General features: G+C 50.7%; 40 protein-coding genes. 5 read left to right on the plus strand and 35 right to left on the minus strand.

The genetic code is table 11. The annotated features are described in order from the left end of the window. Positions 1–12 precede the first annotated feature (12 nt). From fmt to mscL, 4 genes are all read left to right on the plus strand, one after another. Entirely contained in the window at positions 13–960 is a 948-nt protein-coding gene (gene fmt, locus HBM95_20725; GenBank protein NIH45329.1) for a methionyl-tRNA formyltransferase, read from the plus strand. Between the two features lie 52 nt (positions 961–1,012). Continuing rightward, positions 1,013–2,299 (plus strand): 16S rRNA (cytosine(967)-C(5))-methyltransferase RsmB, encoded by a 1,287-nt coding sequence (gene rsmB / locus HBM95_20730; GenBank protein ID NIH45330.1) that lies wholly within the window; start codon positions 1,013–1,015, stop codon positions 2,297–2,299. A gap of 22 nt (positions 2,300–2,321) precedes the next feature. Beyond that, entirely contained in the window at positions 2,322–3,698 is a 1,377-nt protein-coding gene (gene trkA, locus HBM95_20735; GenBank protein NIH45331.1) for a Trk system potassium transporter TrkA, read from the plus strand. Positions 3,699–3,843: 145 nt separating this feature from the next. Further along, the gene (gene mscL, locus HBM95_20740) at positions 3,844–4,254 is read left to right on the plus strand and encodes a large-conductance mechanosensitive channel protein MscL (GenBank protein ID NIH45332.1); all 411 of its coding nucleotides are present in this window, start codon (positions 3,844–3,846) and stop codon (positions 4,252–4,254) included. Here the strand turns inward: mscL and HBM95_20745 are convergent, their stop codons facing one another. From HBM95_20745 to rpsJ, 31 genes are all read right to left on the minus strand, one after another. Next, positions 4,255–4,470: an alternative ribosome-rescue factor A gene (locus HBM95_20745; GenBank protein NIH45333.1), complete on the minus strand. Its 216-nt coding sequence runs from the start codon at positions 4,468–4,470 to the stop codon at positions 4,255–4,257. It lies immediately after the preceding gene. Between the two features lie 57 nt (positions 4,471–4,527). Continuing rightward, a complete protein-coding gene (gene zntR / locus HBM95_20750) occupies positions 4,528–4,953 on the minus strand; it encodes a Zn(2+)-responsive transcriptional regulator (GenBank protein ID NIH45334.1) in 426 nt (141 codons plus the stop codon). Between the two features lie 2 nt (positions 4,954–4,955). After that, positions 4,956–5,324, minus strand: coding sequence for a DUF1992 domain-containing protein (locus HBM95_20755; GenBank protein ID NIH45335.1), 369 nt, complete (start codon positions 5,322–5,324; stop codon positions 4,956–4,958). Between the two features lie 107 nt (positions 5,325–5,431). Next, a complete protein-coding gene (gene rplQ, locus HBM95_20760; protein ID NIH45336.1) occupies positions 5,432–5,815 on the minus strand; it encodes a 50S ribosomal protein L17 in 384 nt (127 codons plus the stop codon). A 40-nt stretch (positions 5,816–5,855) separates the two neighbouring features. Continuing rightward, the gene (gene rpoA, locus HBM95_20765) at positions 5,856–6,845 is read right to left on the minus strand and encodes a DNA-directed RNA polymerase subunit alpha (protein NIH45337.1); all 990 of its coding nucleotides are present in this window, start codon (positions 6,843–6,845) and stop codon (positions 5,856–5,858) included. A gap of 25 nt (positions 6,846–6,870) precedes the next feature. Next, positions 6,871–7,491, minus strand: a complete 621-nt coding sequence (gene rpsD / locus HBM95_20770) for a 30S ribosomal protein S4 (protein NIH45338.1) — start codon at positions 7,489–7,491, stop codon at positions 6,871–6,873. A gap of 32 nt (positions 7,492–7,523) precedes the next feature. Next, the gene (gene rpsK / locus HBM95_20775; protein ID NIH45339.1) at positions 7,524–7,913 is read right to left on the minus strand and encodes a 30S ribosomal protein S11; all 390 of its coding nucleotides are present in this window, start codon (positions 7,911–7,913) and stop codon (positions 7,524–7,526) included. 16 nt (positions 7,914–7,929) lie between these two features. Continuing rightward, positions 7,930–8,286 (minus strand): 30S ribosomal protein S13, encoded by a 357-nt coding sequence (gene rpsM, locus HBM95_20780; GenBank protein NIH45340.1) that lies wholly within the window; start codon positions 8,284–8,286, stop codon positions 7,930–7,932. A gap of 146 nt (positions 8,287–8,432) precedes the next feature. Then, positions 8,433–8,549, minus strand: a complete 117-nt coding sequence (gene rpmJ / locus HBM95_20785) for a 50S ribosomal protein L36 (protein NIH45341.1) — start codon at positions 8,547–8,549, stop codon at positions 8,433–8,435. A 31-nt stretch (positions 8,550–8,580) separates the two neighbouring features. Continuing rightward, positions 8,581–9,912 carry a preprotein translocase subunit SecY gene (gene secY, locus HBM95_20790; GenBank protein NIH45342.1) on the minus strand — a complete coding sequence of 444 codons (1,332 nt, stop codon included), beginning with the start codon at positions 9,910–9,912 and terminating at the stop codon, positions 8,581–8,583. A gap of 7 nt (positions 9,913–9,919) precedes the next feature. Then, on the minus strand, positions 9,920–10,354 hold the full coding sequence (gene rplO, locus HBM95_20795; protein ID NIH45343.1) for a 50S ribosomal protein L15: 435 nt from the start codon (positions 10,352–10,354) through the stop codon (positions 9,920–9,922). 3 nt (positions 10,355–10,357) lie between these two features. Further along, positions 10,358–10,537, minus strand: coding sequence for a 50S ribosomal protein L30 (gene rpmD / locus HBM95_20800; GenBank protein ID NIH45344.1), 180 nt, complete (start codon positions 10,535–10,537; stop codon positions 10,358–10,360). Between the two features lie 6 nt (positions 10,538–10,543). Beyond that, the gene (rpsE, locus tag HBM95_20805) at positions 10,544–11,044 is read right to left on the minus strand and encodes a 30S ribosomal protein S5 (GenBank protein ID NIH45345.1); all 501 of its coding nucleotides are present in this window, start codon (positions 11,042–11,044) and stop codon (positions 10,544–10,546) included. 14 nt (positions 11,045–11,058) lie between these two features. After that, positions 11,059–11,412 carry a 50S ribosomal protein L18 gene (gene rplR / locus HBM95_20810; protein ID NIH45346.1) on the minus strand — a complete coding sequence of 118 codons (354 nt, stop codon included), beginning with the start codon at positions 11,410–11,412 and terminating at the stop codon, positions 11,059–11,061. A gap of 9 nt (positions 11,413–11,421) precedes the next feature. After that, the gene (gene rplF / locus HBM95_20815; protein NIH45347.1) at positions 11,422–11,955 is read right to left on the minus strand and encodes a 50S ribosomal protein L6; all 534 of its coding nucleotides are present in this window, start codon (positions 11,953–11,955) and stop codon (positions 11,422–11,424) included. Positions 11,956–11,967: 12 nt separating this feature from the next. Beyond that, on the minus strand, positions 11,968–12,360 hold the full coding sequence (rpsH, locus tag HBM95_20820; protein ID NIH45348.1) for a 30S ribosomal protein S8: 393 nt from the start codon (positions 12,358–12,360) through the stop codon (positions 11,968–11,970). Between the two features lie 30 nt (positions 12,361–12,390). Next, entirely contained in the window at positions 12,391–12,696 is a 306-nt protein-coding gene (gene rpsN / locus HBM95_20825; GenBank protein NIH45349.1) for a 30S ribosomal protein S14, read from the minus strand. A 14-nt stretch (positions 12,697–12,710) separates the two neighbouring features. Beyond that, positions 12,711–13,250 (minus strand): 50S ribosomal protein L5, encoded by a 540-nt coding sequence (gene rplE, locus HBM95_20830; protein ID NIH45350.1) that lies wholly within the window; start codon positions 13,248–13,250, stop codon positions 12,711–12,713. Positions 13,251–13,264: 14 nt separating this feature from the next. Further along, positions 13,265–13,579: a 50S ribosomal protein L24 gene (gene rplX, locus HBM95_20835; protein ID NIH45351.1), complete on the minus strand. Its 315-nt coding sequence runs from the start codon at positions 13,577–13,579 to the stop codon at positions 13,265–13,267. Positions 13,580–13,589: 10 nt separating this feature from the next. Further along, a complete protein-coding gene (gene rplN / locus HBM95_20840) occupies positions 13,590–13,961 on the minus strand; it encodes a 50S ribosomal protein L14 (GenBank protein NIH45352.1) in 372 nt (123 codons plus the stop codon). Between the two features lie 166 nt (positions 13,962–14,127). Continuing rightward, the gene (gene rpsQ, locus HBM95_20845) at positions 14,128–14,382 is read right to left on the minus strand and encodes a 30S ribosomal protein S17 (GenBank protein NIH45353.1); all 255 of its coding nucleotides are present in this window, start codon (positions 14,380–14,382) and stop codon (positions 14,128–14,130) included. Then, entirely contained in the window at positions 14,382–14,573 is a 192-nt protein-coding gene (gene rpmC, locus HBM95_20850) for a 50S ribosomal protein L29 (protein NIH45354.1), read from the minus strand. Before rpmC ends, rpsQ begins: the two co-directional genes overlap by 1 nt. Next, a complete protein-coding gene (gene rplP, locus HBM95_20855) occupies positions 14,573–14,983 on the minus strand; it encodes a 50S ribosomal protein L16 (protein NIH45355.1) in 411 nt (136 codons plus the stop codon). Before rplP ends, rpmC begins: the two co-directional genes overlap by 1 nt. 12 nt (positions 14,984–14,995) lie before the next feature. Next, positions 14,996–15,697, minus strand: a complete 702-nt coding sequence (gene rpsC, locus HBM95_20860; GenBank protein NIH45356.1) for a 30S ribosomal protein S3 — start codon at positions 15,695–15,697, stop codon at positions 14,996–14,998. A gap of 17 nt (positions 15,698–15,714) precedes the next feature. Continuing rightward, positions 15,715–16,047: a 50S ribosomal protein L22 gene (rplV, locus tag HBM95_20865; GenBank protein NIH45357.1), complete on the minus strand. Its 333-nt coding sequence runs from the start codon at positions 16,045–16,047 to the stop codon at positions 15,715–15,717. A 14-nt stretch (positions 16,048–16,061) separates the two neighbouring features. After that, complete coding sequence (gene rpsS, locus HBM95_20870; protein ID NIH45358.1) at positions 16,062–16,340, minus strand: 30S ribosomal protein S19; 279 nt, start codon at positions 16,338–16,340, stop codon at positions 16,062–16,064. A gap of 16 nt (positions 16,341–16,356) precedes the next feature. Next, complete coding sequence (rplB, locus tag HBM95_20875; protein ID NIH45359.1) at positions 16,357–17,178, minus strand: 50S ribosomal protein L2; 822 nt, start codon at positions 17,176–17,178, stop codon at positions 16,357–16,359. A 17-nt stretch (positions 17,179–17,195) separates the two neighbouring features. Further along, entirely contained in the window at positions 17,196–17,498 is a 303-nt protein-coding gene (gene rplW / locus HBM95_20880) for a 50S ribosomal protein L23 (GenBank protein NIH45360.1), read from the minus strand. Then, positions 17,495–18,100 (minus strand): 50S ribosomal protein L4, encoded by a 606-nt coding sequence (gene rplD, locus HBM95_20885; GenBank protein ID NIH45361.1) that lies wholly within the window; start codon positions 18,098–18,100, stop codon positions 17,495–17,497. The genes rplW and rplD overlap by 4 nt, the downstream gene beginning before the upstream one ends. Before the next feature lie 10 nt (positions 18,101–18,110). Beyond that, positions 18,111–18,740, minus strand: a complete 630-nt coding sequence (gene rplC / locus HBM95_20890; protein NIH45362.1) for a 50S ribosomal protein L3 — start codon at positions 18,738–18,740, stop codon at positions 18,111–18,113. Between the two features lie 32 nt (positions 18,741–18,772). After that, positions 18,773–19,084 carry a 30S ribosomal protein S10 gene (rpsJ, locus tag HBM95_20895; protein ID NIH45363.1) on the minus strand — a complete coding sequence of 104 codons (312 nt, stop codon included), beginning with the start codon at positions 19,082–19,084 and terminating at the stop codon, positions 18,773–18,775. A gap of 380 nt (positions 19,085–19,464) precedes the next feature. Here rpsJ and HBM95_20900 point away from each other — a divergent pair, with 380 nt between their 5' ends. Then, on the plus strand, positions 19,465–19,938 hold the full coding sequence (locus HBM95_20900; protein NIH45364.1) for a prepilin peptidase: 474 nt from the start codon (positions 19,465–19,467) through the stop codon (positions 19,936–19,938). Here HBM95_20900 and bfr read toward each other — a convergent pair. The 4 genes from bfr to fusA all read right to left on the minus strand — a co-directional run bounded on the left by bfr (position 19,922) and on the right by fusA (position 24,213). Beyond that, on the minus strand, positions 19,922–20,398 hold the full coding sequence (gene bfr / locus HBM95_20905; protein NIH45365.1) for a bacterioferritin: 477 nt from the start codon (positions 20,396–20,398) through the stop codon (positions 19,922–19,924). The genes HBM95_20900 and bfr overlap by 17 nt on opposite strands. A 72-nt stretch (positions 20,399–20,470) precedes the next feature. Beyond that, positions 20,471–20,665 (minus strand): bacterioferritin-associated ferredoxin, encoded by a 195-nt coding sequence (gene bfd, locus HBM95_20910; GenBank protein ID NIH45366.1) that lies wholly within the window; start codon positions 20,663–20,665, stop codon positions 20,471–20,473. 179 nt (positions 20,666–20,844) lie between these two features. After that, complete coding sequence (tuf, locus tag HBM95_20915) at positions 20,845–22,029, minus strand: elongation factor Tu (GenBank protein ID NIH45367.1); 1,185 nt, start codon at positions 22,027–22,029, stop codon at positions 20,845–20,847. A 69-nt stretch (positions 22,030–22,098) separates the two neighbouring features. Then, on the minus strand, positions 22,099–24,213 hold the full coding sequence (gene fusA / locus HBM95_20920) for an elongation factor G (protein ID NIH45368.1): 2,115 nt from the start codon (positions 24,211–24,213) through the stop codon (positions 22,099–22,101). Positions 24,214–24,255: the final 42 nt, after the last annotated feature.

The raw sequence follows: 24,255 nt of genomic DNA on the forward strand, positions 1-24,255 counted from the left end.
ACAAGGATCATCGTGTCTAAAACACTACGTATTATCTTCGCGGGAACCCCTGATTTTGCAGCGCGTCATCTTGACGCGCTGTTATCTTCTGGTCACCAGGTTGTTGGCGTCTTTACCCAGCCGGACCGTCCGGCTGGCCGCGGTAAAAAAATGATGCCCAGCCCGGTAAAGGTGCTGGCAGAAGAGCATGGGCTTCCCGTTTTTCAGCCCGCATCCTTACGCCCTCAGGAAAATCAGCAGCTGGTCGCTGAGCTGAATGCCGACGTAATGGTCGTAGTGGCTTACGGTTTAATTCTGCCGAAAGCGGTGCTTGATATGCCTCGTCTGGGTTGTATCAACGTGCATGGCTCACTGCTCCCACGCTGGCGTGGTGCGGCACCTATCCAGCGCTCCCTGTGGGCGGGGGATGCAGAAACCGGCGTCACAATCATGAAGATGGACGTAGGTTTAGACACCGGCGACATGCTGCATAAACTGGCGTGCCCTATTACTGCAGACGATACCAGCGCTACGCTGTATGACAAACTAGCAGGCCTCGGTCCGCAAGGGCTTATCGAGACGCTGCAGCAGCTTGCTGACAATACGGCAAAACCTGAGGTTCAGGATGAGGCGCTGGTGACGTATGCTGAAAAACTGAGTAAAGAAGAAGCCCGGATCGACTGGTCCTTGTCTGCCGCTCAACTTGAACGCTGCATCCGCGCCTTTAATCCGTGGCCGATGAGCTGGATGGAGATTGATGAGCAGCCAGTGAAAGTCTGGAAAGCGTCAGTCATTAACGGCAATACGGCTGCTGAACCCGGCACGATTATCGACGCCAGCAAGAACGGTATCCAGGTTGCGACTGCAGAAGGGATTCTGAATCTTGAATCGCTGCAACCGGCCGGGAAGAAAGCCATGAGCGCTCAGGATCTTTTAAATTCCCGTCGCGAATGGTTTATCCCGGGCAATCGCCTTGCCTGAACAAATATATGCTTAAGGCCCGGTGTTTCCGGGCATTTTTATTTTTACGGTTATGAAAAAACAAAATCTACGCAGTATGGCGGCTCAGGCCGTTGAGCAGGTTATCGAGCAGGGCCAGTCATTGAGTAACGTCCTGCCTCCCCTGCAACAAAAAGTATCAGATAAAGACAAAGCCCTGCTCCAGGAGCTTTGCTTTGGCGTTCTGCGCACCCTTTCTCAGCTTGAGTGGCTCATTAATAAGCTGATGTCACGCCCAATGACGGGCAAGCAGCGCACCGTTCATTATTTGATCATGGTGGGTTTTTATCAGCTTCTTCATACTCGCATTCCACCTCACGCCGCGCTTGCTGAAACAGTGGAAGGCGCCGTTGCGATAAAACGTCCTCAGTTGAAAGGATTAATCAACGGCGTACTGCGTCAGTTCCAGCGTCAGCAGGATGAGCTTCTGTCTGAATTTGCGCAAAGCGAAACACGTTTTCTCCACCCGGACTGGCTGCTGAATCGTCTTAAAAAAGCGTATCCGAAGCAGTGGCAAAACATTGCCGAAGCGAATAATCAACGCCCGCCGATGTGGTTACGCGTCAATCGCAATCACCACACCCGTGACGCATGGCTGGCATTACTGGAAGACGCTGGAATGAGTGGATTCACGCATGAAGCCTATCCGGATGCCGTGCGTTTAGCCTCCGCTGCACCGGTACATGCTTTACCTGGTTTTGATGAAGGCTGGGTGACCGTGCAGGATGCCTCTGCTCAGGGTTGTATGACCTGGCTTGAACCCAAAAATGGTGAGCAGATCCTCGATCTGTGCGCGGCGCCTGGCGGAAAAACGACACACATTTTGGAAGTGGCTCCACAGGCCAGCGTGATGGCAGTGGACGTTGATGAGCAGCGTCTTTCACGCGTCTACGACAACCTCAAGCGCCTGGGCATGAAGGCACAGGTTAAACAAGGCGATGGACGCAAGCCTGCGCAATGGTGTGGTGAAACCCAGTTCGACCGCATTTTGCTGGATGCACCCTGCTCTGCAACAGGCGTAATTCGTCGTCATCCGGACATCAAGTGGCTACGCCGCGATCGTGATATTAAGGAACTTGCCCAACTGCAATCGGACATACTTGACGCGATTTGGCCACATCTTAAACCCGGCGGTACGCTGGTTTATGCCACCTGCTCCATACTGCCAGAAGAAAACAGCCAGCAAATCGCAGCCTTCCTTAAGCGTACCCCGGACGCTACGCTGCGCGATACGGGAACGCCTGAATGCCCAGGACAGCAAAACCTGCCGGGCGCGGAAGAGGGTGATGGCTTCTTTTACGCTAAGCTAATCAAAGAGTGATGTTGAGAACAGGTCACGAGATATGAAGATTATCATTCTGGGCGCAGGACAAGTGGGCGGAACGCTGGCGGAAAACCTGGTTGGCGAAAACAACGACATCACAATCGTTGATACCAACGGCGATCGTCTGCGCGTTTTACAGGACAAATTTGACCTTCGCGTTGTGCAGGGTCATGGCTCACACCCGCGCGTGCTCCGCGAGGCGGGCGCCGACGATGCAGACATGCTGGTTGCGGTGACCAGTTCTGACGAAACCAATATGGTGGCCTGTCAGGTGGCCTACTCGCTTTTCAACACGCCAAACCGAATCGCGCGCATCCGTTCACCGGACTATGTTCGCGATGCAGAAAAACTGTTTAATTCAGAAGCGGTTCCCATTGATCATCTTATCGCACCTGAACAGCTGGTTATCGACAATATCTATCGTCTGATCGAATATCCAGGCGCACTGCAGGTGGTGAACTTTGCCGAAGGTAAAGTCAGTCTTGCCGTCGTAAAGGCCTATTACGGCGGTCCGTTGATCGGCAACGCGTTGTCCACCATGCGCGAGCACATGCCTCATATTGATACGCGCGTCGCCGCCATTTTCCGCCACGACAGGCCTATCCGCCCGCAGGGCTCCACCATTGTCGAAGCAGGTGATGAGGTCTTCTTTATTGCGGCCTCTCAGCATATTCGTGCAGTAATGAGCGAATTGCAGCGTCTCGAAAAGCCTTATAAACGCATTATGCTGGTCGGTGGTGGCAATATCGGTGCGGGTCTCGCGCGAAGGCTGGAAAAAGACTACAGCGTGAAATTGATCGAGCGCGATCAGCAACGTGCTTCTGAGCTGGCGGAAAAACTGCAAAATACGATCGTATTTTATGGCGACGCGTCAGATCAGGAATTACTGGCAGAAGAGCATATTGATCAAGTTGATCTCTTTATTGCCGTCACCAACGATGACGAGGCGAATATTATGTCCGCCATGCTCGCCAAACGTATGGGGGCAAAGAAGGTCATGGTACTTATCCAACGTAAGGCGTATGTCGACCTGGTTCAGGGCAGCGTGATTGATATTGCTATTTCACCGCAGCAGGCGACCATTTCCGCTCTGCTGAGCCATGTACGTAAAGCGGACATTGTCGGCGTTTCATCGCTCCGCCGCGGTGTGGCAGAAGCGATTGAAGCGGTGGCCCATGGAGATGAAACCACCTCTCGCGTTGTGGGCCGCGCCATCGACGAAATTAAGCTGCCGCCGGGCACAATTATCGGTGCCGTCGTGCGTGGAAATGATGTCATGATCGCCAATGATAATTTACGTATTGAGCAAGGCGATCACGTAATTATGTTCCTTACCGATAAAAAATTTATTACCGACGTCGAGCGTTTATTCCAGCCAAGTCCATTCTTCCTTTAATATGTCGGGTGCTCTCAATAGAGCACCTGCACTTTACCCCCTTTATTGCTGTGCCTTTTATTTTCATAACGTTTAATTATCCCGAATGGCAATTGGCTAATCATTTGTTAAACTTATAGTCGTCAGCTGGCACAAGGAGAACATAATGAGTTTTATTAAAGAATTTCGCGAATTTGCGATGCGCGGGAACGTGGTGGATTTGGCAGTGGGTGTCATTATTGGTGCGGCATTCGGCAAGATTGTTTCATCATTAGTTGCAGACATCATCATGCCACCTTTAGGGCTGCTAATCGGGGGCATTGATTTCAAACAGTTCGCATTCACGCTGCGTGAAGCACAGGGTGATATCCCGGCAGTAGTAATGCACTACGGCGTGTTTATCCAGAACGTATTTGATTTCGTGATTGTGGCGTTTGCTATTTTTATGGCTATCAAGCTGATCAACAGGCTCAACCGTAAAAAAGAAGAGCCCGCGGCCGCACCAGCACCAACGAAAGAAGAAGTATTGCTGACGGAAATCCGCGATCTGTTAAAAGAGCAGAACAACCGCGTTTAATCAGTAAACAAAAGCAGGAAGGCCAGTGGTAAATAAGTGATTCGCTTGCTTGCCACTGGCCTCCCAGTTACCCCGTTTTGCATGTTTGTCTTTGCGCAGATAACTTCCCTTCCCTTTTTTATTCTTTTCAACGCGCTGTCGAAAAAGCGGGTCGTGAAGTAAAGCCTCAATGGCATTGTCTTTAATTTGTCCCTTAGTGTGCTGATAGCGGCTCATAATTTCTCCTGAGCATGGTTTATGACGACGGAAGTCTAGACCCGGGTAGATTAAAAATCAACATCCCCGAGTTTCTCCACTGGCCCCTTGTTCAAGGGCTTCCAGAATTGAGCAATAAATACTGCTGTGGGCCGTTCCGCAACAGGCATCATTAAGCCTTTGCAGAGAACGCTGCATGGTTTGTAGTTCCTGAATACGGGCTTCAACTTCATCAAGCCGGGCCTGCACGATGCTTTTGGATTCCTGGCAGGTGTGATGCTCAGGATCGATGCGGATCGATAGTAACTCGCGGATCGAATCCAGCGTGAAGCCAAGCTGTCGAGCATAGCGTATGAATCTCAGACGCTGCAGATCGTTATCGGTATAAAGCCGAAAGCCACCTTCTGTGCGTACCTCATGATCGATCATTTGCTGCTTTTCGTAATATCGAATAGTGTCCGGCGTTACGTTAGCGAGCTTTGCAAGTTCACCGATACGGTACATCGCTACTCCTCATTTATCTTCTTCAGCAATCTTTCACTGTATTCCCCATGCAGGAATTCCGTGTTCATTCCTGCCTGGCGCAGCTTGAGCTCGATCAGCGCAAGCCTGCGGCTAAGTTCTGTATGTCGAGGATCGTCCTGACGGATCCTTTTTAGCAGATCGACAAGTTCAACAGCCTCTCTGCGCTGCTCAAGCTCAGGAGGAAGGCAGCCGGCATTTTTTAATAAACGATATCCAGCCCGGAGTTCAGGCGCAATATGCAAATCATCTTCCAGTTCCAGAGGTTCGCCGCTTCCGGCAAGATTGTCGAAATCGCCTTTATTTTGGGCATCGCGGATATGGCGTTCTGCCCACTGGTCAAGCAACCACATCATCAGCTCCAGGGGATGAACAAAATTGATACAGGCATTGTAGAGAAATGGGGATACTGCGGATATAAAAAAACCCGCCGAGGCGGGTTTTTTTACGTTACTGCAGATTACTCTGCAGCAGCTTCTGCTTTCTCTGAACGATCAACCAGCTCGATGTAAGCCATCGGCGCGTTGTCGCCTGCACGGAAACCACACTTCAGAATGCGAGTGTAACCACCGGCACGGCTCGCGAAACGCGGGCCCAGTTCGTTAAACAGTTTTGCCACGATCTCGTTATCACGAGTACGGGCGAATGCCAGACGACGATTAGCAACGCTGTCAGTCTTGGCAAGAGTAATCAGCGGCTCAACTACGCGACGCAGCTCTTTCGCTTTAGGCAGGGTCGTCTTGATGATTTCATGACGAACCAGTGAACCTGCCATGTTGCGGAACATAGCCTGGCGATGGCTGCTGTTGCGGTTCAGTTGACGACCACTCTTACGATGGCGCATGACCTTATCCTTCTCAGTAAAACCTTAACCTGTGATCCGGTTACTCGTCAGCAATGCTTGCCGGTGGCCAGTTTTCCAGGCGCATGCCCAGAGACAGACCACGTGAAGCCAGCACGTCTTTAATCTCGGTAAGAGATTTTTTACCCAGGTTCGGCGTTTTCAGCAACTCAACCTCGGTACGCTGTACCAGATCACCGATATAGTGGATAGCTTCTGCCTTGAGGCAGTTAGCAGAGCGGACAGTCAATTCGAGATCGTCAACAGGGCGCAGCAGGATCGGATCGAATTCTGGTTTCTCTTCTTTCACTTCTGGCTGACGTACATCACGTAAGTCAACGAAAGCTTCCAGTTGTTCTGCCAGGATGGTTGCCGCACGACGAATCGCCTCTTCAGGATCGATTGTGCCGTTGGTTTCCATTTCGATGACCAGCTTGTCCAGGTCGGTACGCTGTTCTACACGCGCTGCTTCAACATTGTAGGCAATACGCTCTACAGGGCTGTAGCATGCGTCGACCAGCAGACGGCCGATTGGGCGCTCATCTTCTTCCGAATGAATTCGGGCAGAAGCCGGCACATAACCACGACCGCGCTGAACTTTGATACGCATGCTAATAGCTGCGTTCTCATCGGTCAGGTGGCAGATCACGTGCTGCGGCTTGACGATTTCAACATCACCGTCGTGGGTGATGTCGGCTGCAGTCACAGGGCCAATGCCAGATTTATTCAGAGTAAGAATAACTTCATCTTTACCCTGAACTCTCACCGCCAGCCCTTTCAGGTTGAGCAGGATTTCAAGGATATCTTCCTGAACGCCTTCTTTGGTGCTGTACTCATGAAGTACACCATCAATCTCAACCTCGGTCACCGCGCAACCCGGCATCGATGAGAGCAGAATACGGCGCAGTGCGTTACCCAGAGTATGGCCAAAGCCACGCTCTAAAGGCTCAAGGGTCACCTTGGCGTGCGTCGAACTCACTTGCTCGATATCTACCAGGCGCGGTTTTAGAAACTCTGTCACAGAACCCTGCATTGTGTCCTCTCTTTGGTACTAAGCTTTACTTGGAGTAAAGCTCGACGATCAGGTGTTCGTTAATGTCCGCAGACAGATCAGAACGCTCAGGCTGACGCTTGAACGTACCTTCCATCTTGCCAGCATCAACTTCCAGCCAGGTTGGCTTTTCACGCTGCTCAGCCAGCTCCAGAGCGGCCTTCACGCGAGATTGCTTTTTCGCTTTCTCACGAATGCTAACAACGTCATTCGCTTTAACCTGATAAGAAGCGATGTTAACAACACGACCGTTTACCATGATTGCTTTGTGGCTAACCAGCTGACGTGATTCAGCACGAGTAGCGCCGAAGCCCATACGGTATACAACGTTGTCCAGACGACCTTCCAGCAGAGCCAGCAGGTTTTCACCCGTGTTGCCTTTCAGACGTGCTGCTTCTTTATAGTAGTTACGGAACTGACGCTCCAGCACACCGTACATACGGCGAACTTTTTGCTTTTCACGCAACTGCACACCATAGTCAGACAGACGCGGTTTACGCGCACCGTGCTGGCCAGGAGCTTGTTCAATTTTACACTTGGTATCGATCGCGCGAACGCCAGACTTAAGGAATAAGTCGGTGCCCTCACGACGGCTCAGCTTGAGCTTAGGACCCAAATATCTTGCCATTTTCTATCTCCAACTAACCTAAAAAACGAGCGTTATACGCGACGTTTTTTCGGCGGACGACAACCGTTATGAGGGATCGGAGTCACATCAGTAATATTAGTGATGCGGAAACCAGCGGCGTTCAGAGCGCGAACAGTAGATTCACGACCCGGACCCGGACCTTTAACCATAACTTCCAGATTCTTGATGCCGTATTCTTTTACGGCTTCAGCGCAACGCTCTGCTGCAACCTGAGCTGCGAACGGAGTGGATTTGCGAGAACCACGGAAACCGGAACCACCGGCTGTTGCCCAACCCAATGCGTTACCCTGACGATCAGTAATAGTAACGATGGTGTTGTTGAAAGAAGCATGGATATGAGCCACGCCGTCAGAGACTTGTTTTCTTACACGTTTACGTGCACGAACTGGTGCCTTTGCCATTATTCAATCACCCCGATTATTTCTTGATCGGTTTGCGCGGACCCTTACGGGTACGTGCGTTGGTCTTAGTACGCTGACCGCGCACTGGCAGACCACGACGATGACGCAAACCGCGATAGCAACCAAGATCCATCAGGCGCTTGATGCTCATGCTGATTTCACGGCGCAGATCACCTTCAACGACAAATTTGGCAACTTCGTCACGCAGCGTGTCGATTTGTCCTTCAGACAGCTCACTGATCTTAACATCTTCAGCGATACCCGCTGCAGCCAGGATGGCTTTAGAACGGGTCTTGCCGATGCCGTAGATCGAAGTTAATGCGATCACAGCATGTTTCTGATCAGGAATGTTAATGCCTGCTATACGGGCCACTATGCACTCCTACTATTTAATATGTACGCACCATGCTGAAAAGCCCGTTTTCAGGATACTCAAATGGAAACGTACAGACATACAAAAGATTGGCTGGCTAATCTAGCCAGCTCAACCCAACTTTGCAAGAAAAATATGCGAAATAATCAGCCTTGGCGCTGTTTATGCTTCGGCTCGGCACTGCAAATCACACGGATGACACCATCACGCTTAACGATTTTGCAGTTACGGCATAATTTCTTGACGGAAGCACGAACTTTCATTTTTACTCTCCGTAACTTCTCAGGCGACCAATTAGCGGCCGTAGCCTTTCAGGTTCGCCTTCTTCAATGCAGACTCATACTGACTGGACATCATCAGAGTTTGCACTTGAGCCATAAAGTCCATAATCACGACAACAACGATAAGCAGTGAGGTCCCACCGAAGTAGAACGGTACTTTCATTGCATCACGCATGAACTCCGGGATCAGGCAGATAAAAGTAATATAAAGCGCACCAACCAAAGTCAGGCGGGTCATTACTTTATCGATATACTTCGCCGTTTGCTCTCCCGGACGAATTCCTGGTACAAATGCACCGGACTTCTTCAGGTTATCTGCTGTTTCACGCGGGTTGAAGACCAACGCCGTGTAGAAGAAACAGAAGAAGATGATCGCAGACGCATAGAGTAACACATAAAGTGGTTGCCCAGGCTGCAAATACAGCGAAATTGTTGTCAGCCAGTTCCAACCAGTACCGCCCCCGAACCATGACGCGATGGTTGCCGGGAACAGAATAATACTGGAAGCGAAGATAGCCGGGATAACCCCCGCCATATTCACTTTCAGCGGTAAATGTGTGCTCTGTGCAGCATAGACACGACGACCTTGCTGACGTTTAGCGTAGTTCACCACAATGCGGCGTTGACCACGTTCAACGAAGACAACAAAGAACGTCACTGCAAATACTAATACTGCAACCAACAGCAACAGGAGGAAGTGCAGGTCGCCTTGACGCGCTTGCTCGATAGTATGGGCGATGGCCGGCGGGAGTCCCGCAACGATACCGGCGAAGATAATGATTGAGATACCGTTACCGATACCACGCTCAGTAATCTGTTCGCCGAGCCACATCAGGAACATAGTCCCTGTGACCAGACTAACAACAGCGGTGAAATAGAATGCAAAGCCTGGGTTTAATACCAGGCCCTGCATACCAGGCATATTCGGCAGACCGGTAGCAATACCGATCGACTGGAATATTGCCAGCACCAGAGTACCGTAACGGGTGTACTGACTAATCTTACGACGTCCAGACTCCCCTTCTTTCTTCAGCTCTGCCAGGGCCGGATGAACGACCGTCAGCAGCTGGATAATAATAGATGCCGAAATGTACGGCATAATACCCAGTGCAAAGATAGAAGCACGGCTGAGAGCACCACCAGAGAACATGTTGAACATTTCAATGATGGTGCCTCGCTGTTGCTCAAGCAGTTTGGCAAGTACAGCGGCATCGATACCAGGGATCGGAATAAAAGAGCCAATACGGAACACAATCAGCGCGCCGATAACAAACAGCAGTCTGCGTTTCAGCTCGCCAAATCCACCTTTGGCACTTTGAAAATCTAATCCCGGTTGCTTAGCCATCTGCTACTTATTCCTCAATTTTACCGCCAGCAGCTTCGATAGCAGCACGAGCACCTTTAGTAACACGCAGGCCACGAACAGTTACCGGAGTAGAAACTTCACCAGACAGGATCACTTTCGCGAACTCGATCTGAATACCGATAATGTTAGCTGCTTTCAGCGTGTTCAGGTCTACAACGCCGCCTTCAACTTTCGCCAGGTCAGACAGACGGATTTCCGCTGTGATCGCTGCTTTGCGAGAGGTGAAGCCGAACTTCGGCAGACGACGGTACAGTGGCATCTGGCCACCCTCGAAACCGCGACGTACGCCACCGCCAGAACGAGAGTTCTGACCTTTGTGACCACGACCACCGGTTTTGCCGAGGCCAGAACCGATACCACGACCCAGGCGTTTACCCGCCTTTTTAGAGCCTTCGGCCGGAGACAGAGTATTTAAACGCATCTCTTACTCCTCAACTTTAACCATGAAGTAAACCGCGTTGACCATACCACGAACAGCAGGAGTATCCTCGCGCTCAACGGTATGACCAATACGACGCAGACCCAGGCCAAGCAGCGTTGCCTTGTGTTTCGGCAGACGACCGATTGCACTGCGGGTTTGAGTGATTTTAATAGTCTTTGCCATGGTCAATTACCCCAGAATTTCTTCAACGGATTTACCACGCTTGGCAGCGACCATTTCTGGAGAATTCATATTTTCCAGGCCATCAATAGTTGCACGAACCACGTTGATCGGGTTGGTGGAACCATATGCTTTAGCCAGTACGTTATGAACCCCAGCAACTTCCAGAACGGCGCGCATTGCACCACCGGCGATGATACCGGTACCTTCTGAAGCTGGCTGCATGAATACACGAGAACCCGTGTGAACACCTTTAACTGGGTGCTGCAGGGTGCCGTTGTTCAGCGCGACGTTAATCATATTGCGACGGGCTTTTTCCATCGCTTTCTGGATCGCTGCTGGAACTTCACGCGCTTTACCGTAACCAAAACCAACGCGACCGTTACCATCACCCACTACAGTCAGAGCTGTGAAGGAGAAAATACGACCACCTTTAACGGTTTTAGATACGCGGTTTACCGCGATCAGCTTTTCCTGCAGTTCGCCAGCCTGTTTTTCGATGTGAGCCATCTTACACCTCTACCTTAGAACTGAAGGCCAGCTTCACGGGCAGCATCTGCCAGTGCCTGGACACGACCATGATATTGGAACCCGGAACGGTCAAAGGAAACATTGCTGATGCCTTTTTCCAGAGCGCGTTCTGCAACAGCTTTACCTACAGCTGCAGCGGCGTCTTTGTTACCGGTGTACTTCAATTGTTCTGAGATAGCTTTTTCTACAGTAGAAGCAGCTACCAGAACTTCAGAACCGTTCGGTGCAATTACCTGTGCGTAAATATGACGCGGGGTACGATGTACCACCAGGCGAGTTGCACCCAGCTCTTTGAGCTTGCGGCGTGCGCGGGTCGCACGACGGATACGAGCAGATTTCTTATCCATAGTGTTACCTTACTTCTTCTTAGCCTCTTTGGTACGCACGACTTCGTCGGCGTAACGAACACCCTTGCCTTTATAAGGCTCAGGACGACGGTAGGCGCGCAGATCTGCTGCAACCTGGCCGATCAGCTGTTTATCAGCGCCTTTCAGCACGATTTCAGTTTGAGTCGGACATTCTGCAGTGATACCGGCCGGCAGCGGATGCTCAACAGGGTGTGAGAAGCCCAGAGACAGGCCTACTGCATTCCCTTTGATAGCTGCACGATAACCTACACCAACCAGCTGAAGCTTTTTAGTGAAGCCTTCGGTAACACCAACAACCATTGAGTTCAGCAGGGCACGCGCGGTACCAGCCTGAGCCCATCCATCCACGAAACCATCACGTGGACCGAAGGTCAGAGCGTTATCTGCATGTTTAACTTCAACAGCTTTGTTGAGGGTACGAGTCAGCTCGCCGTTTTTACCTTTGATCGTAATAACCTGACCGTCGATTTTTACATCAACGCCGGCAGGAATAACGACCGGTGCTTTAGCAACACGAGACATTCTTTCCTCCGATTAGGCTACGTAGCAGATAATTTCGCCACCAAGACCAGCCTGGCGCGCTGCACGATCAGTCATAACACCTTTAGAGGTAGAAACAACTGCGATACCAAGGCCAGCCATAACTTTTGGCAGCTCATCTTTTTTCTTATAGATGCGCAGGCCTGGGCGGCTGACACGCTGAATGCTTTCTACAACAGCTTTACCCTGGAAATACTTGAGAGTAAGTTCCAGTTCCGGCTTGGTGTCGCCTTCAACTTTAAAATCTTCGATAAAACCTTCTTCCTTCAGCACGTTGGCAATTGCCACTTTCAGCTTGGCGGAAGGCATGGTGACCGCAACTTTGTTCGCGGCCTGACCGTTACGGATACGGGTCAGCATATCCGCGATCGGATCTTGCATGCTCATCTGTCTTTACTCCCGTGATTCAATTGGTAATTACCAGCTAGCCTTTTTCAAGCCTGGCACTTCACCGCGCATGGCGGCTTCACGCAGTTTGATACGGCTCAACCCAAACTTGCCCACATAACCATGTGGACGACCTGTTTGACGACAGCGGTTACGCTGACGAGACGGGCTGGAATCACGCGGCAGAGACTGCAGCTTGAGAACCGCATTCCAACGATCTTCGTCGGAAGCGTTCACATCAGAAATGATCGCTTTCAGTTCAGCGCGTTTAGCGAAGAATTTATCAGCTAAAGCTACGCGCTTTACTTCGCGTGCTTTCATTGATTGCTTAGCCATTCAGTAACCCTACCTTACTTGCGGAACGGGAAGTCAAAGGCAGCCAGCAGAGCACGGCCTTCTTCGTCAGATTTCGCAGTAGTGGTAATGGTAATATCCAAACCACGCACGCGGTCGACTTTATCGTAGTCGATTTCTGGGAAGATGATCTGCTCACGGACACCCATGCTGTAGTTACCACGACCGTCGAAAGACTTCGCGGACAGGCCACGGAAGTCACGGATACGTGGAACAGCAATAGTGATCAGGCGCTCAAAGAACTCCCACATGCGTTCGCCACGCAGAGTTACTTTACAGCCGATCGGATAGCCCTGACGGATTTTGAAGCCTGCAACAGATTTGCGTGCTTTGGTGATCAGCGGTTTTTGACCGGAGATTGCTGTCAGATCAGCTGCTGCGTTATCCAGCAGTTTCTTGTCAGCGATCGCTTCACCAACACCCATGTTCAGGGTGATCTTCTCGACCCGAGGGACTTGCATGACAGAATTGTAGTTAAACTCGGTCATGAGTTTCTTAACTACTTCGTCTTTGTAGTAATCATGCAGTTTCGCCATCGTACTACTCCAAATTACTTGATAGTTTCGCTGTTAGACTTGAAGAAACGGACTTTTTTGCCGTCTTCGAATCTAAAGCCTACACGGTCAGCCTTGCCGGTAGCCGCATTGAAGATTGCAACGTTAGAAACCTGAATAGCAGCTTCTTTTTCAACGATGCCGCCTGGTTGGTTCAGGGCCGGAACCGGCTTCTGATGTTTCTTAACCAGGTTGATACCTTCAACGACAAGTTTGCCGGAAGACAGAACATTTTTTACTTTACCGCGTTTACCTTTATCTTTACCGGTTAACACGATAACTTCGTCATCACGACGGATTTTCGCTGCCATGATTCGCTCCTTAGAGTACTTCTGGTGCCAGAGAGATAATTTTCATGAACTTCTCAGTACGAAGTTCACGAGTTACCGGCCCAAAGATACGCGTGCCGATAGGCTGCTCGCTGTTATTGTTTAAAATAACGCATGCATTACCATCGAAGCGAATGACAGAACCGTCAGGGCGACGAACACCCTTCTTGGTGCGCACCACTACCGCCTTCAGCACATCACCTTTTTTGACCTTACCACGTGGAATTGCTTCCTTGATGGTGATCTTGATGATGTCGCCTACGCCTGCGTAGCGACGGTGCGAGCCACCCAGAACCTTGATACACATTACGCGACGTGCACCGGAGTTGTCGGCGACGTTCAGCATAGTCTGTTCTTGGATCATTTTAGTGCTCCGCTAATGTCAACTACTACCTGAGACTCTAAAATCAGAGCCGTTAAAAAGCCCCATATCGAGGGCGCGGCATTATAACACCGCTTCTGCAATATGGGTAGAAAAAATAAACGGCTCATCGCTGAGCCGTTTATTCGTATTGAGAAGGCGTACTGTATTACAGAACCGCTTTCTCTACAACGCGAACCAGCGTCCAGGACTTAGTCTTGGACAGTGGACGGCATTCACGGATTTCAACCTTGTCGCCGATACCACATTCGTTGTTCTCGTCATGTACGTGCAGTTTGGTCGTACGCTTGATGAATTTACCGTAGATCGGGTGTTTCACAATACGTTCGATAGCTACAACAATGGATTTCTCCATTTTGTCGCTAACAACACGACCTTGCAGAGTACGGATTTTATCGGTCATTACGCACCCGCCTTCTGAGTCAGTAAAGTCTTAACGCGTGCAACATTGCGACGCACTTGCTTCAGCAGGTGAGTCTGTTGCAGCTGGCCACTTGCAGCCTGCATACGCAGGTTGAACTGCTCACGCAGCAGGTTCAGCAGCTCAGCGTTCAGCTCTTCAACGCTTTTTTCACGCAGCTCTTTTGCTTTCATTACATCACCGTCTTAGTTACAAAGGTGGTTTTGATAGGCAGTTTCGCTGCTGCCAGGCCGAAGGCTTCACGGGCCAGCTCTTCCGGAACACCGTCCATTTCATAAAGGACTTTGCCCGGTTGGATCAAGGCAACCCAGTACTCCACGTTACCTTTACCTTTACCCATACGAACTTCCAGCGGCTTCTCGGTGATCGGTTTGTCCGGGAATACACGGATCCAGATCTTACCTTGACGCTTAACTGCACGGGTCATTGCACGACGTGCTGCTTCGATCTGACGTGCAGTCAGACGACCACGGCCAACAGCTTTCAGACCGAAAGTGCCGAAGCTAACATCCGTACCCTGCGCCAGACCACGGTTGCGGCCTTTGTGCACTTTACGGAATTTTGTACGCTTTGGTTGTAACATCAGCGACGCTCCTTATTTACGGCCTTTACGCTGCTGCTTTTTAGGTTGAGCAGCCGGTTTTTCCGGTTGTTCAACAGCAGCCATACCACCCAGGATCTCACCTTTGAAGATCCATACCTTAACGCCGATTACACCGTAAGTGGTGTGCGCTTCAGAGGTGTTGTAGTCGATGTCAGCACGCAGAGTGTGCAGCGGTACGCGACCTTCACGGTACCATTCGGTACGTGCGATTTCCGCGCCGCCCAGACGGCCGCTAACTTCAACTTTGATACCTTTAGCGCCCAGACGCATTGCGTTCTGTACAGCACGCTTCATAGCACGACGGAACATAACACGACGTTCCAGCTGAGAAGTGATGCTGTCAGCAACCAATTTAGCGTCCAGTTCAGGCTTACGAACTTCAGCGATATTGATCTGTGCAGGAACGCCAGCGATATCCGCTACGACCTTGCGCAGTTTTTCTACGTCTTCGCCTTTCTTACCGATAACGATGCCAGGACGAGCAGTGTGAATAGTCACACGGATGCTCTTAGCTGGACGCTCGATAACGATACGAGATACAGACGCTTTAGCCAGTTCCTTAGTCAGGTACTGACGTACTTTAAAATCGCTGTCCAGGTTGTCAGCGAATTCTTTGGTGTTCGCAAACCAGGTAGAGTTCCATGGTTTTACAATACCCAGGCGAATACCATTAGGATGTACTTTCTGACCCATTGCTAGTCTCCAGAGTCTCAGCGATCGGACACAACCACAGTAATGTGGCTGGTGCGCTTCAGGATGCGATCTGCACGACCTTTCGCACGCGGCATAATGCGCTTCATGCTTGGGCCTTCATCTACGAAAATTTTCGCGACTTTCAGATCGTCGATGTCAGCGCCATCGTTGTGTTCAGCGTTAGCAATGGCAGATTCCAGTACTTTCTTGACCAATACCGCAGCTTTCTTGTTGGTATAGGTCAGGATGTCCAGGGCCTGCGACACTTTCTTACCGCGAATCAGGTCAGCAACAAGGCGAACCTTCTGTGCAGAAGAACGAGCATGGCGATGTTGAGCTAAAGTTTCCATCTCTTCCTCCTACCTTATTTCTTCTTCGCTTTTTTATCAGCAGCGTGGCCGCGATAAGTACGAGTCGGTGCGAATTCACCCAGTTTGTGACCAACCATTTCGTCGGTAACAAAGACTGGAACGTGCTGACGACCATTATGGACAGCGATGGTCAAACCGATCATGTTAGGAAAGATCGTTGAACGACGGGACCAAGTGCGCAGGGGCTTCTTGTCTCCGCTTTCCACCGCTTTCTCTACCTTCTTCAGCAAGTGCAGGTCAATAAAAGGACCTTTCTTGAGAGAACGTGGCATGGCTTATCCTCTAAAATTATTTGCTACGGCGACGTACGATAAATTTATCAGTACGCTTGTTGCTGCGGGTCTTCTTACCTTTGGTCTGAACGCCCCACGGAGTTACCGGGTGCTTACCAAAGTTACGACCTTCACCACCACCATGTGGGTGATCGACTGGGTTCATCGCAGTACCGCGAACGGTAGGACGAACACCACGCCAGCGTGCAGCACCAGCTTTACCCAGAACGCGCAGCATATGCTCAGCATTGCCAACTTCGCCCAGAGTAGCGCGGCAGTCTGCTTCGACTTTACGCATTTCACCAGAACGCAGACGCAGGGTGACATAAGCACCATCACGCGCAACGATCTGAACGTAAGTACCAGCGGAACGTGCCAGCTGACCGCCTTTACCTGGTTTCATTTCTACGTTATGAACGGTAGAACCAACCGGGATATTGCGCATCGGCAGGGTGTTGCCTGCTTTGATTGCAGCATCAACGCCAGACTGAATCTGGTCGCCAGCTTTCAGGCCTTTAGGGGCCAGGATGTAACGGCGCTCGCCGTCTTTGTACAGAACCAGCGCGATGTTCGCGGAACGGTTCGGATCGTACTCAAGACGCTCAACAACTGCTGGGATACCGTCTTTGTTGCGTTTGAAGTCAACAATACGATAAGCCTGCTTGTGGCCACCACCGATGTGACGAGTGGTGATACGGCCATTGTTGTTACGACCACCGGATTTGCTGTTTTTTTCCAGCAACGGAGCAAAAGGTTTGCCCTTGTGCAGCTCAGGGTTAACCACTTTAACTACGTGGCGACGACCCGGAGATGTCGGTTTACATTTAACAACTGCCATTGTATTACTCCTCCGACTTACTCAGCGCCGCCAACGAAGTCCAGATTCTGGCCTTCTTTCAGGGTGACGTAAGCTTTTTTCCAGTCGCTACGACGACCGATACGCTGTCCGTGACGTTTAACTTTCCCTTTAACTACCAGGGTGTTAACGACTTCGACTTCGACTTCAAACAGTTTCTGCACAGCAGCTTTGATCTCTGCTTTGGTCGCGTCTTTAGCAACTTTGAGAACGATGGTGTTTGTTTTTTCCATCGCAGTAGACGCTTTTTCAGAAACGTGCGGTGCGCGAAGCACCTTCAGCAGACGTTCTTCACGAATCATGCCAGCATCTCCTCAACTTGCTTAACAGCATCAGCAGTCATTACGACTTTGTCGAAGGCGATCAGGCTAACCGGGTCGATACCAGTCGCATCGCGTACGTCAACCTTGTGCAGGTTACGTGCGGCCAGGAACAGGTTCTCGTCCAGCTCACCGGTGATGATCAGCACATCTTCCAGAGCCATGTCTTTCAGTTTCTGTGCCAGCAGCTTAGTTTTAGGCGCTTCAACAGAGAACTTCTCGACAACGATCAGACGATCCTGACGTACCAGTTCGGACAGGATGCTTTTCAGCGCGCCGCGGTACATCTTTTTGTTAACTTTTTGACTGTGGTCCTGTGGACGCGCAGCGAAGGTCACGCCACCTGAACGCCAGATCGGGCTCTTGATAGAACCTGAACGCGCACGGCCGGTACCTTTCTGGCGCCATGGCTTTTTGCCAGAACCAGTTACTTCAGCACGAGTCTTCTGAGCACGAGTACCCTGACGAGCACCAGCTGCATAAGCAACAACAACCTGGTGAACCAGCGCTTCGTTGAAATCACGACCGAAGGTAGTTTCGGAAACAGTCAGCGCGCTCTGCGCGTCTTTCAATACTAATTCCATTGCTATCCCCTTACGCCTTCACAGCTGGTTTAACGATCAGGTCGCTACCGGTTGCACCCGGGACCGCACCTTTAACCAGCAGCAGGTTGCGCTCAGCGTCAACACGTACTACGTCCAGGCTCTGAACGGTTACACGTTCGTTACCCAGCTGACCTGCCATTTTCTTGCCTTTGAACACTTTGCCCGGAGTCTGGTTCTGACCGATAGAACCCGGAACGCGGTGAGACAAGGAGTTACCGTGAGTAGCGTCCTGGGTACGGAAGTTCCAGCGCTTAACGGTACCAGCAAAACCTTTACCTTTAGAGGTACCGGTTACGTCAACTTTTTTAACGTCAGCAAACAGCTCAACGCTAATGTCCTGACCTACGGTGAACTCTTCGCCTTCAGCAAGACGGAATTCCCACAGACCACGGCCAGCTTCTACGCCAGCTTTAGCGAAGTGACCCGCTTCTGGTTTGGTTACACGGTTAGCTTTTTTAGCACCAGTGGTAACCTGAATAGCGCGGTAGCCATCGTTAGCCAGATCTTTAACCTGAGTAACGCGGTTTGCTTCAACTTCGATTACGGTTACTGGGATAGAAACGCCATCTTCAGTGAAGATGCGGGTCATACCCACTTTTTTACCGACTAAACCAATCATTGTTTCAACCTCTCAATCGCTCGATGACCTGATTAACCCAGGCTGATCTGCACGTCTACACCGGCAGCCAGATCCAGACGCATCAGAGCATCAACGGTTTTCTCAGTTGGCTCAACGATGTCAACCAGACGCTTGTGAGTGCGGATTTCGTACTGATCGCGCGCGTCTTTGTTGACGTGCGGGGAGATCAGAACGGTGAAGCGCTCTTTGCGGGTCGGCAGCGGGATCGGACCACGGACTTGCGCACCAGTGCGCTTAGCAGTCTCGACGATTTCCGCGGTTGATTGATCGATCAGACGATGATCAAACGCTTTAAGGCGGATACGGATTCTTTGGTTCTGCATGAGACCAGAGCTCCAATTATTTTATAAACGAAAATGATTACTCCTCAAACCCATTACGATTGATGGGAGAGTGTAACCGTTCTTACGTAGCTCCCCAATTGGGAGCATTGTTGAGTAACAAAATGAGCTACTCTGGTTCTGATTGAACCCGCCGTCAATTACGACAAGCCCGCGCATTATACGTAAATCAGAGAAAGACGCAAGTACCGTTTAGAAATTAAGCGCCAAAGGCTCAGTATGCGTAGGGCTGCGCAACTTTTTACGCCGTGTATCCTTTCTGGATTCTTTATTGGAAGCCGCTACGCAATTGCTGTTTTTGGGCATTGCCGGACAGGCAGATTGGAACGAGTATGCGCTCAAAACCTTTTGAGGCCTGTTCCATGCTAACCACCCTCCCCTTCCTGATGATCTATTTTTCTCTGACGGCCTTACTCGTACGCGCTGATATTCGCGACGGTTTGCTGCCCGATAAGTTTCTCTGCCCGCTGCTCTGGACGGGCCTGCTCTACCAACTCTTTATTCATCCTGATTTTCTTCCAAGTGCAGTGACGGGGGCGGTGGCTGGATACCTTTGCTTTGCCTTGATTTACTGGGGCTATCGGCTTATCTGCCGGCGTGAAGGGATGGGATATGGCGATCTGAAGTATCTGGCCGCACTTGGTGCGTGGCATGGCTGGTGCATACTGCCTACGCTGGCCTTACTCGCCGCGCTTATGGCGCTGCTTTGCATTCTTGTTTTTTCGTTTCTCACCTCTGATAAAGGTGCATTAAAAAACCCACTGCCTTTTGGGCCATTTCTGGCAGCAGCGGGTTTATGCGTTGGAGGGGAAAATCTGATTAATTTTCCACTTTGATCTGGGACTGTAGGTAGTTCTGAAGGCCAATTTTGCTAATGAGATCCAGTTCGGTTTCCAGCCAATCAATATGACCTTCTTCATCTGCGAGGATCTGGATCATCATATCGCGGCTCACATAGTCATGAACGCTGTCCGCATAGGCAATGGCTTCACGAAGGTCTTTCGCACCTTCAAGTTCCAGCCTGAGGTCAGAACGCAGCATCTCCTCGACATCTTCACCGATGCCCAGCTTGCCGAGATCCTGCAGGTTAGGAATACCTTCAAGAAATAAAATACGCTCGATATATTTATCAGCGTGTTTCATCTCATCTATAGATTCATGGTACTCAACGTCATTCAGACGTGTAAGACCCCAGTTTTTGAACATTCTTGCATGGAGAAAATACTGGTTGATTGCGACAAGCTCATTTCCCAATAATTTATTGAGATAACTTATGATTTTAACATCACCTTTCATTATATAGTCCCTCCGCTTCCACTCATTGAAGCGTAGATCGGGCTACGGGGATGTCAAAAAAAAGATGGGCGCTTACGCGATCTCTTTGTATTCCGGGATCTGCATCAGTTCGTCCTGCATAATCTCACGCGCTGCGCGAACGCATTTACCGCATTGATTTCCCACCGGAACAAACTTGCGAAGCTGCTGGAATGACTGTGGCTGAAACTGGCGAACGGCCTGACGTATTTTTTTGTCGCTTACACCATTACATAAACAAACGTACATAGAGACTCCCGTTCAAAATATGCGCAAAGTGTAAGTGAGAATGGTTATGATTACAATAGCACAAGCGCCGGAATACGGGGCGGGAGCGGACAAAAAATGCGAATTTTTATGACAGTGACTTTACGGTAGAAAACAAAAAAGGACGCCGAAGCGTCCTTTTTTTATTCAGGGATAATTAATTAGCCCAGAACTTTAGCAACAACGCCCGCGCCAACGGTACGGCCGCCTTCACGGATTGCGAAACGCAGACCGTCGTCCATCGCGATTGGGTGGATCAGAGTCACAACCATCTTGATGTTGTCGCCTGGCATTACCATCTCTACGCCTTCTGGCAGTTCGATGGTACCGGTCACGTCAGTTGTACGGAAGTAGAACTGTGGACGGTAGCCTTTGAAGAACGGAGTATGACGGCCGCCTTCGTCTTTGGACAGGATGTACACTTCAGATTCGAACTTGGTGTGTGGCTTGATTGAGCCTGGCTTCGCCAGAACCTGACCACGTTCGATTTCTTCACGCTTGATACCACGCAGCAGAACACCAACGTTCTCACCGGCACGGCCTTCGTCCAGCAGTTTGCGGAACATTTCAACGCCAGTACAGGTAGACTTCGCAGTCTCTTTGATACCAACGATTTCAACTTCTTCACCAACTTTGATGATACCGCGCTCTACACGACCGGTAACAACGGTACCACGACCGGAGATGGAGAATACGTCTTCGATTGGCAGCAGGAATGGCTTGTCAATCGCACGCTCTGGTTCTGGGATGTAAGAATCCAGGAAGCCAGCCAGTTCGATGATTTTCGCTTCCCACTCTGCGTCGCCTTCCAGCGCTTTCAGCGCGGAACCACGAACGATTGGGGTGTCGTCGCCTGGGAAATCGTACTGAGACAGCAGTTCACGAACTTCCATCTCTACCAGTTCCAGAAGCTCTTCGTCATCAACCATGTCGCACTTGTTCAGGAACACGATGATGAAAGGAACGCCTACCTGACGACCCAGCAGGATGTGCTCACGGGTCTGAGGCATTGGGCCGTCAGTCGCAGCAACAACCAGGATCGCGCCGTCCATCTGCGCAGCACCGGTGATCATGTTTTTAACATAGTCGGCGTGGCCTGGGCAGTCTACGTGTGCGTAGTGGCGAGTCGGGGTGTCGTATTCAACGTGAGAAGTGTTGATGGTGATACCACGAGCTTTTTCTTCTGGCGCGTTATCGATCTGGTCGAATGCACGAGCAGAACCACCGTAGGTTTTAGCCAGAACGGTAGTGATTGCAGCGGTCAGGGTAGTTTTACCATGGTCAACGTGGCCGATAGTACCAACGTTGACGTGCGGTTTTGTACGTTCAAATTTTTCTTTAGACACGGCTATATTCCTTACTATAGTGCTCTCCCCTCTGGAGAGAGCACGGGACTTAGGTTTTAATCCTGTGGATTACTTACCACGGGCTTCAATAACGGCCTGAGCAACGTTGTTAGGCGCATCATCATACTTCAGGAATTCCATGGTGTATGATGCACGACCTTTGGTCAGAGAACGCAGCTGAGTTGCATATCCGAACATTTCGGACAGCGGAACTTCAGCGTGGATCTTAACGCCAGTTACTTCGGATTCCTGACCACGCAGCATACCGCGACGACGGCTCAAGTCACCGATAACGTCACCGGTGTTCTCTTCAGGAGTTTCTACTTCAACCTTCATGATTGGCTCAAGCAGAACTGGTTTTGCTTTCTTAAAGCCTTCTTTAAAGGCAATAGACGCAGCCAGTTTAAACGCCAGTTCAGAGGAGTCAACGTCGTGGTAAGAACCGAAGTGCAGACGGATACCCATGTCAACAACCGGATAGCCAGCCAGAGGGCCCGCTTTCAGCTGTTCCTGGATGCCTTTATCAACGGCTGGGATGTATTCGCCAGGAATTACACCACCTTTGATGTCGTTGATGAACTCGTAACCTTTCGGGTTAGAGCCCGGCTCCAGTGGGTACATGTCGATCACAACGTGACCGTACTGACCGCGACCACCAGACTGCTTAGCGTGTTTACCTTCAATATCGGTAACTTTCGCGCGAATCGCTTCGCGGTAAGCAACCTGAGGTTTACCCACGTTCGCTTCAACGTTGAATTCACGCTTCATACGGTCAACGATGATGTCCAGGTGCAGTTCACCCATACCAGCGATGATGGTCTGGTTAGATTCTTCATCAGTCCATACGCGGAATGATGGGTCTTCTTTCGCCAGACGGCCCAGAGCCAGACCCATTTTTTCCTGGTCAGCTTTGGTTTTTGGTTCAACTGCGATGGAGATTACCGGCTCAGGGAATTCCATACGCTCCAGAATGATCGGGTGATCCGGGTCACACAGGGTGTCACCAGTGGTCACGTCTTTCAGACCGATAGCTGCAGCGATGTCGCCCGCACGAACTTCTTTGATCTCTTCACGTTTGTTAGCGTGCATCTGTACGATACGGCCAAAACGTTCACGCGCCGCTTTCACGGAGTTCAGGATGGTGTCACCGGAGTTAACCACACCAGAGTAAACGCGGAAGAAGGTCAGGTTACCCACGAATGGGTCGGTAGCAATTTTGAACGCCAGTGCAGAGAACGGCTCGTCATCACTTGCGTGACGCTCAGCCGGAGTATCTTTACCGTCGTCCAGGATGCCGTTGATCGCAGGAACGTCAACCGGGGATGGCAGGTAGTCAACTACCGCATCCAGCATCGCCTGAACACCTTTGTTCTTGAACGCAGAACCACAGGTTACCAGGATGATTTCGTTGTTCAGAACGCGCTGACGCAGAGCTTTTTTGATCTCTTCTTCAGACAGTTCTTCACCACCCAGGTATTTCTCCATCAGCTCTTCAGAAGCTTCAGCAGCGGATTCGATCAGGTTCTGGTGCCATTCGTCAGCCAGGTCCTGCATCTCAGCCGGGATATCTTCGTATTCGAAGGTAACGCCCTGGTCTGCATCGTTCCAGTTGATGGCTTTCATTTTCACCAGGTCGATAACGCCGGTGAAGCCTTCTTCAGCACCAATTGCCAGCTGCAGCGGAACAGGGTTCGCGCCCAGACGGGTTTTGATCTGGCCAACAACTTTCAGGAAGTTAGCACCCATACGGTCCATTTTGTTAACGAACGCGATGCGTGGAACTTTATATTTGTTCGCCTGACGCCATACGGTTTCAGACTGTGGCTGAACACCACCAACTGCGCAATAAACCATTACCGCGCCGTCAAGAACACGCATGGAACGTTCTACTTCGATGGTGAAGTCAACGTGGCCCGGGGTGTCGATGATGTTTACGCGATGCGGTTCGTACTGCTTAGCCATACCTGACCAGAATGCAGTAGTCGCTGCGGAGGTGATGGTAATACCACGCTCCTGCTCCTGTTCCATCCAGTCCATGGTGGCTGCGCCGTCATGAACTTCACCGATTTTATGGTTTACACCGGTGTAGAACAGAATACGTTCGGTAGTAGTGGTCTTACCGGCGTCGATGTGCGCACTGATACCGATGTTGCGGTAGCGTGCGATGGGTGTTGTACGAGCCATTTGATTCCTCGTTTGTTTCTTTAGGCGTTCAGTTAAGTTACC

Origin of the sequence: Enterobacter asburiae (assembly GCA_011754535.1) — a bacterium.
GTDB lineage: Bacteria > Pseudomonadota > Gammaproteobacteria > Enterobacterales > Enterobacteriaceae > Enterobacter > Enterobacter cloacae_N.

Bases quoted from the DNA above. Each gene is read 5' to 3' on its own strand.
- rplF (NIH45347.1), bottom strand. From the start codon at position 11,955: ATGTCTCGTGTTGCTAAAGCACCGGTCGTTATTCCTGCCGGCGTTGAT.
- trkA (NIH45331.1), top strand. From the start codon at position 2,322: ATGAAGATTATCATTCTGGGCGCAGGACAAGTGGGCGGAACGCTGGCG.
- rplE (NIH45350.1), bottom strand. From the start codon at position 13,250: ATGGCGAAACTGCATGATTACTACAAAGACGAAGTAGTTAAGAAACTC.
- mscL (NIH45332.1), top strand. From the start codon at position 3,844: ATGAGTTTTATTAAAGAATTTCGCGAATTTGCGATGCGCGGGAACGTG.
- rplV (NIH45357.1), bottom strand. From the start codon at position 16,047: ATGGAAACTTTAGCTCAACATCGCCATGCTCGTTCTTCTGCACAGAAG.
- rpsH (NIH45348.1), bottom strand. From the start codon at position 12,360: ATGAGCATGCAAGATCCGATCGCGGATATGCTGACCCGTATCCGTAAC.
- rplP (NIH45355.1), bottom strand. From the start codon at position 14,983: ATGTTACAACCAAAGCGTACAAAATTCCGTAAAGTGCACAAAGGCCGC.
- rpsJ (NIH45363.1), bottom strand. From the start codon at position 19,084: ATGCAGAACCAAAGAATCCGTATCCGCCTTAAAGCGTTTGATCATCGT.
- rplC (NIH45362.1), bottom strand. From the start codon at position 18,740: ATGATTGGTTTAGTCGGTAAAAAAGTGGGTATGACCCGCATCTTCACT.
- HBM95_20745 (NIH45333.1), bottom strand. From the start codon at position 4,470: ATGAGCCGCTATCAGCACACTAAGGGACAAATTAAAGACAATGCCATT.
- rpsS (NIH45358.1), bottom strand. From the start codon at position 16,340: ATGCCACGTTCTCTCAAGAAAGGTCCTTTTATTGACCTGCACTTGCTG.
- rpsD (NIH45338.1), bottom strand. From the start codon at position 7,491: ATGGCAAGATATTTGGGTCCTAAGCTCAAGCTGAGCCGTCGTGAGGGC.
- rsmB (NIH45330.1), top strand. From the start codon at position 1,013: ATGAAAAAACAAAATCTACGCAGTATGGCGGCTCAGGCCGTTGAGCAG.
- rpsQ (NIH45353.1), bottom strand. From the start codon at position 14,382: ATGACCGATAAAATCCGTACTCTGCAAGGTCGTGTTGTTAGCGACAAA.
- rplB (NIH45359.1), bottom strand. From the start codon at position 17,178: ATGGCAGTTGTTAAATGTAAACCGACATCTCCGGGTCGTCGCCACGTA.
- rpmJ (NIH45341.1), bottom strand. From the start codon at position 8,549: ATGAAAGTTCGTGCTTCCGTCAAGAAATTATGCCGTAACTGCAAAATC.
- bfr (NIH45365.1), bottom strand. From the start codon at position 20,398: ATGAAAGGTGATGTTAAAATCATAAGTTATCTCAATAAATTATTGGGA.
- rplO (NIH45343.1), bottom strand. From the start codon at position 10,354: ATGCGTTTAAATACTCTGTCTCCGGCCGAAGGCTCTAAAAAGGCGGGT.
- rplQ (NIH45336.1), bottom strand. From the start codon at position 5,815: ATGCGCCATCGTAAGAGTGGTCGTCAACTGAACCGCAACAGCAGCCAT.
- rpmC (NIH45354.1), bottom strand. From the start codon at position 14,573: ATGAAAGCAAAAGAGCTGCGTGAAAAAAGCGTTGAAGAGCTGAACGCT.
- rpoA (NIH45337.1), bottom strand. From the start codon at position 6,845: ATGCAGGGTTCTGTGACAGAGTTTCTAAAACCGCGCCTGGTAGATATC.
- fusA (NIH45368.1), bottom strand. From the start codon at position 24,213: ATGGCTCGTACAACACCCATCGCACGCTACCGCAACATCGGTATCAGT.
- secY (NIH45342.1), bottom strand. From the start codon at position 9,912: ATGGCTAAGCAACCGGGATTAGATTTTCAAAGTGCCAAAGGTGGATTT.
- rplW (NIH45360.1), bottom strand. From the start codon at position 17,498: ATGATTCGTGAAGAACGTCTGCTGAAGGTGCTTCGCGCACCGCACGTT.
- rplR (NIH45346.1), bottom strand. From the start codon at position 11,412: ATGGATAAGAAATCTGCTCGTATCCGTCGTGCGACCCGCGCACGCCGC.
- HBM95_20900 (NIH45364.1), top strand. From the start codon at position 19,465: ATGCTAACCACCCTCCCCTTCCTGATGATCTATTTTTCTCTGACGGCC.
- rpsE (NIH45345.1), bottom strand. From the start codon at position 11,044: ATGGCTCACATCGAAAAACAGGCTGGCGAACTGCAGGAAAAGCTGATC.
- rplD (NIH45361.1), bottom strand. From the start codon at position 18,100: ATGGAATTAGTATTGAAAGACGCGCAGAGCGCGCTGACTGTTTCCGAA.
- bfd (NIH45366.1), bottom strand. From the start codon at position 20,665: ATGTACGTTTGTTTATGTAATGGTGTAAGCGACAAAAAAATACGTCAG.
- rpsC (NIH45356.1), bottom strand. From the start codon at position 15,697: ATGGGTCAGAAAGTACATCCTAATGGTATTCGCCTGGGTATTGTAAAA.
- rplN (NIH45352.1), bottom strand. From the start codon at position 13,961: ATGATCCAAGAACAGACTATGCTGAACGTCGCCGACAACTCCGGTGCA.
- rplX (NIH45351.1), bottom strand. From the start codon at position 13,579: ATGGCAGCGAAAATCCGTCGTGATGACGAAGTTATCGTGTTAACCGGT.
- HBM95_20755 (NIH45335.1), bottom strand. From the start codon at position 5,324: ATGTGGTTGCTTGACCAGTGGGCAGAACGCCATATCCGCGATGCCCAA.
- rpmD (NIH45344.1), bottom strand. From the start codon at position 10,537: ATGGCAAAGACTATTAAAATCACTCAAACCCGCAGTGCAATCGGTCGT.
- rpsN (NIH45349.1), bottom strand. From the start codon at position 12,696: ATGGCTAAGCAATCAATGAAAGCACGCGAAGTAAAGCGCGTAGCTTTA.
- rpsK (NIH45339.1), bottom strand. From the start codon at position 7,913: ATGGCAAAGGCACCAGTTCGTGCACGTAAACGTGTAAGAAAACAAGTC.
- zntR (NIH45334.1), bottom strand. From the start codon at position 4,953: ATGTACCGTATCGGTGAACTTGCAAAGCTCGCTAACGTAACGCCGGAC.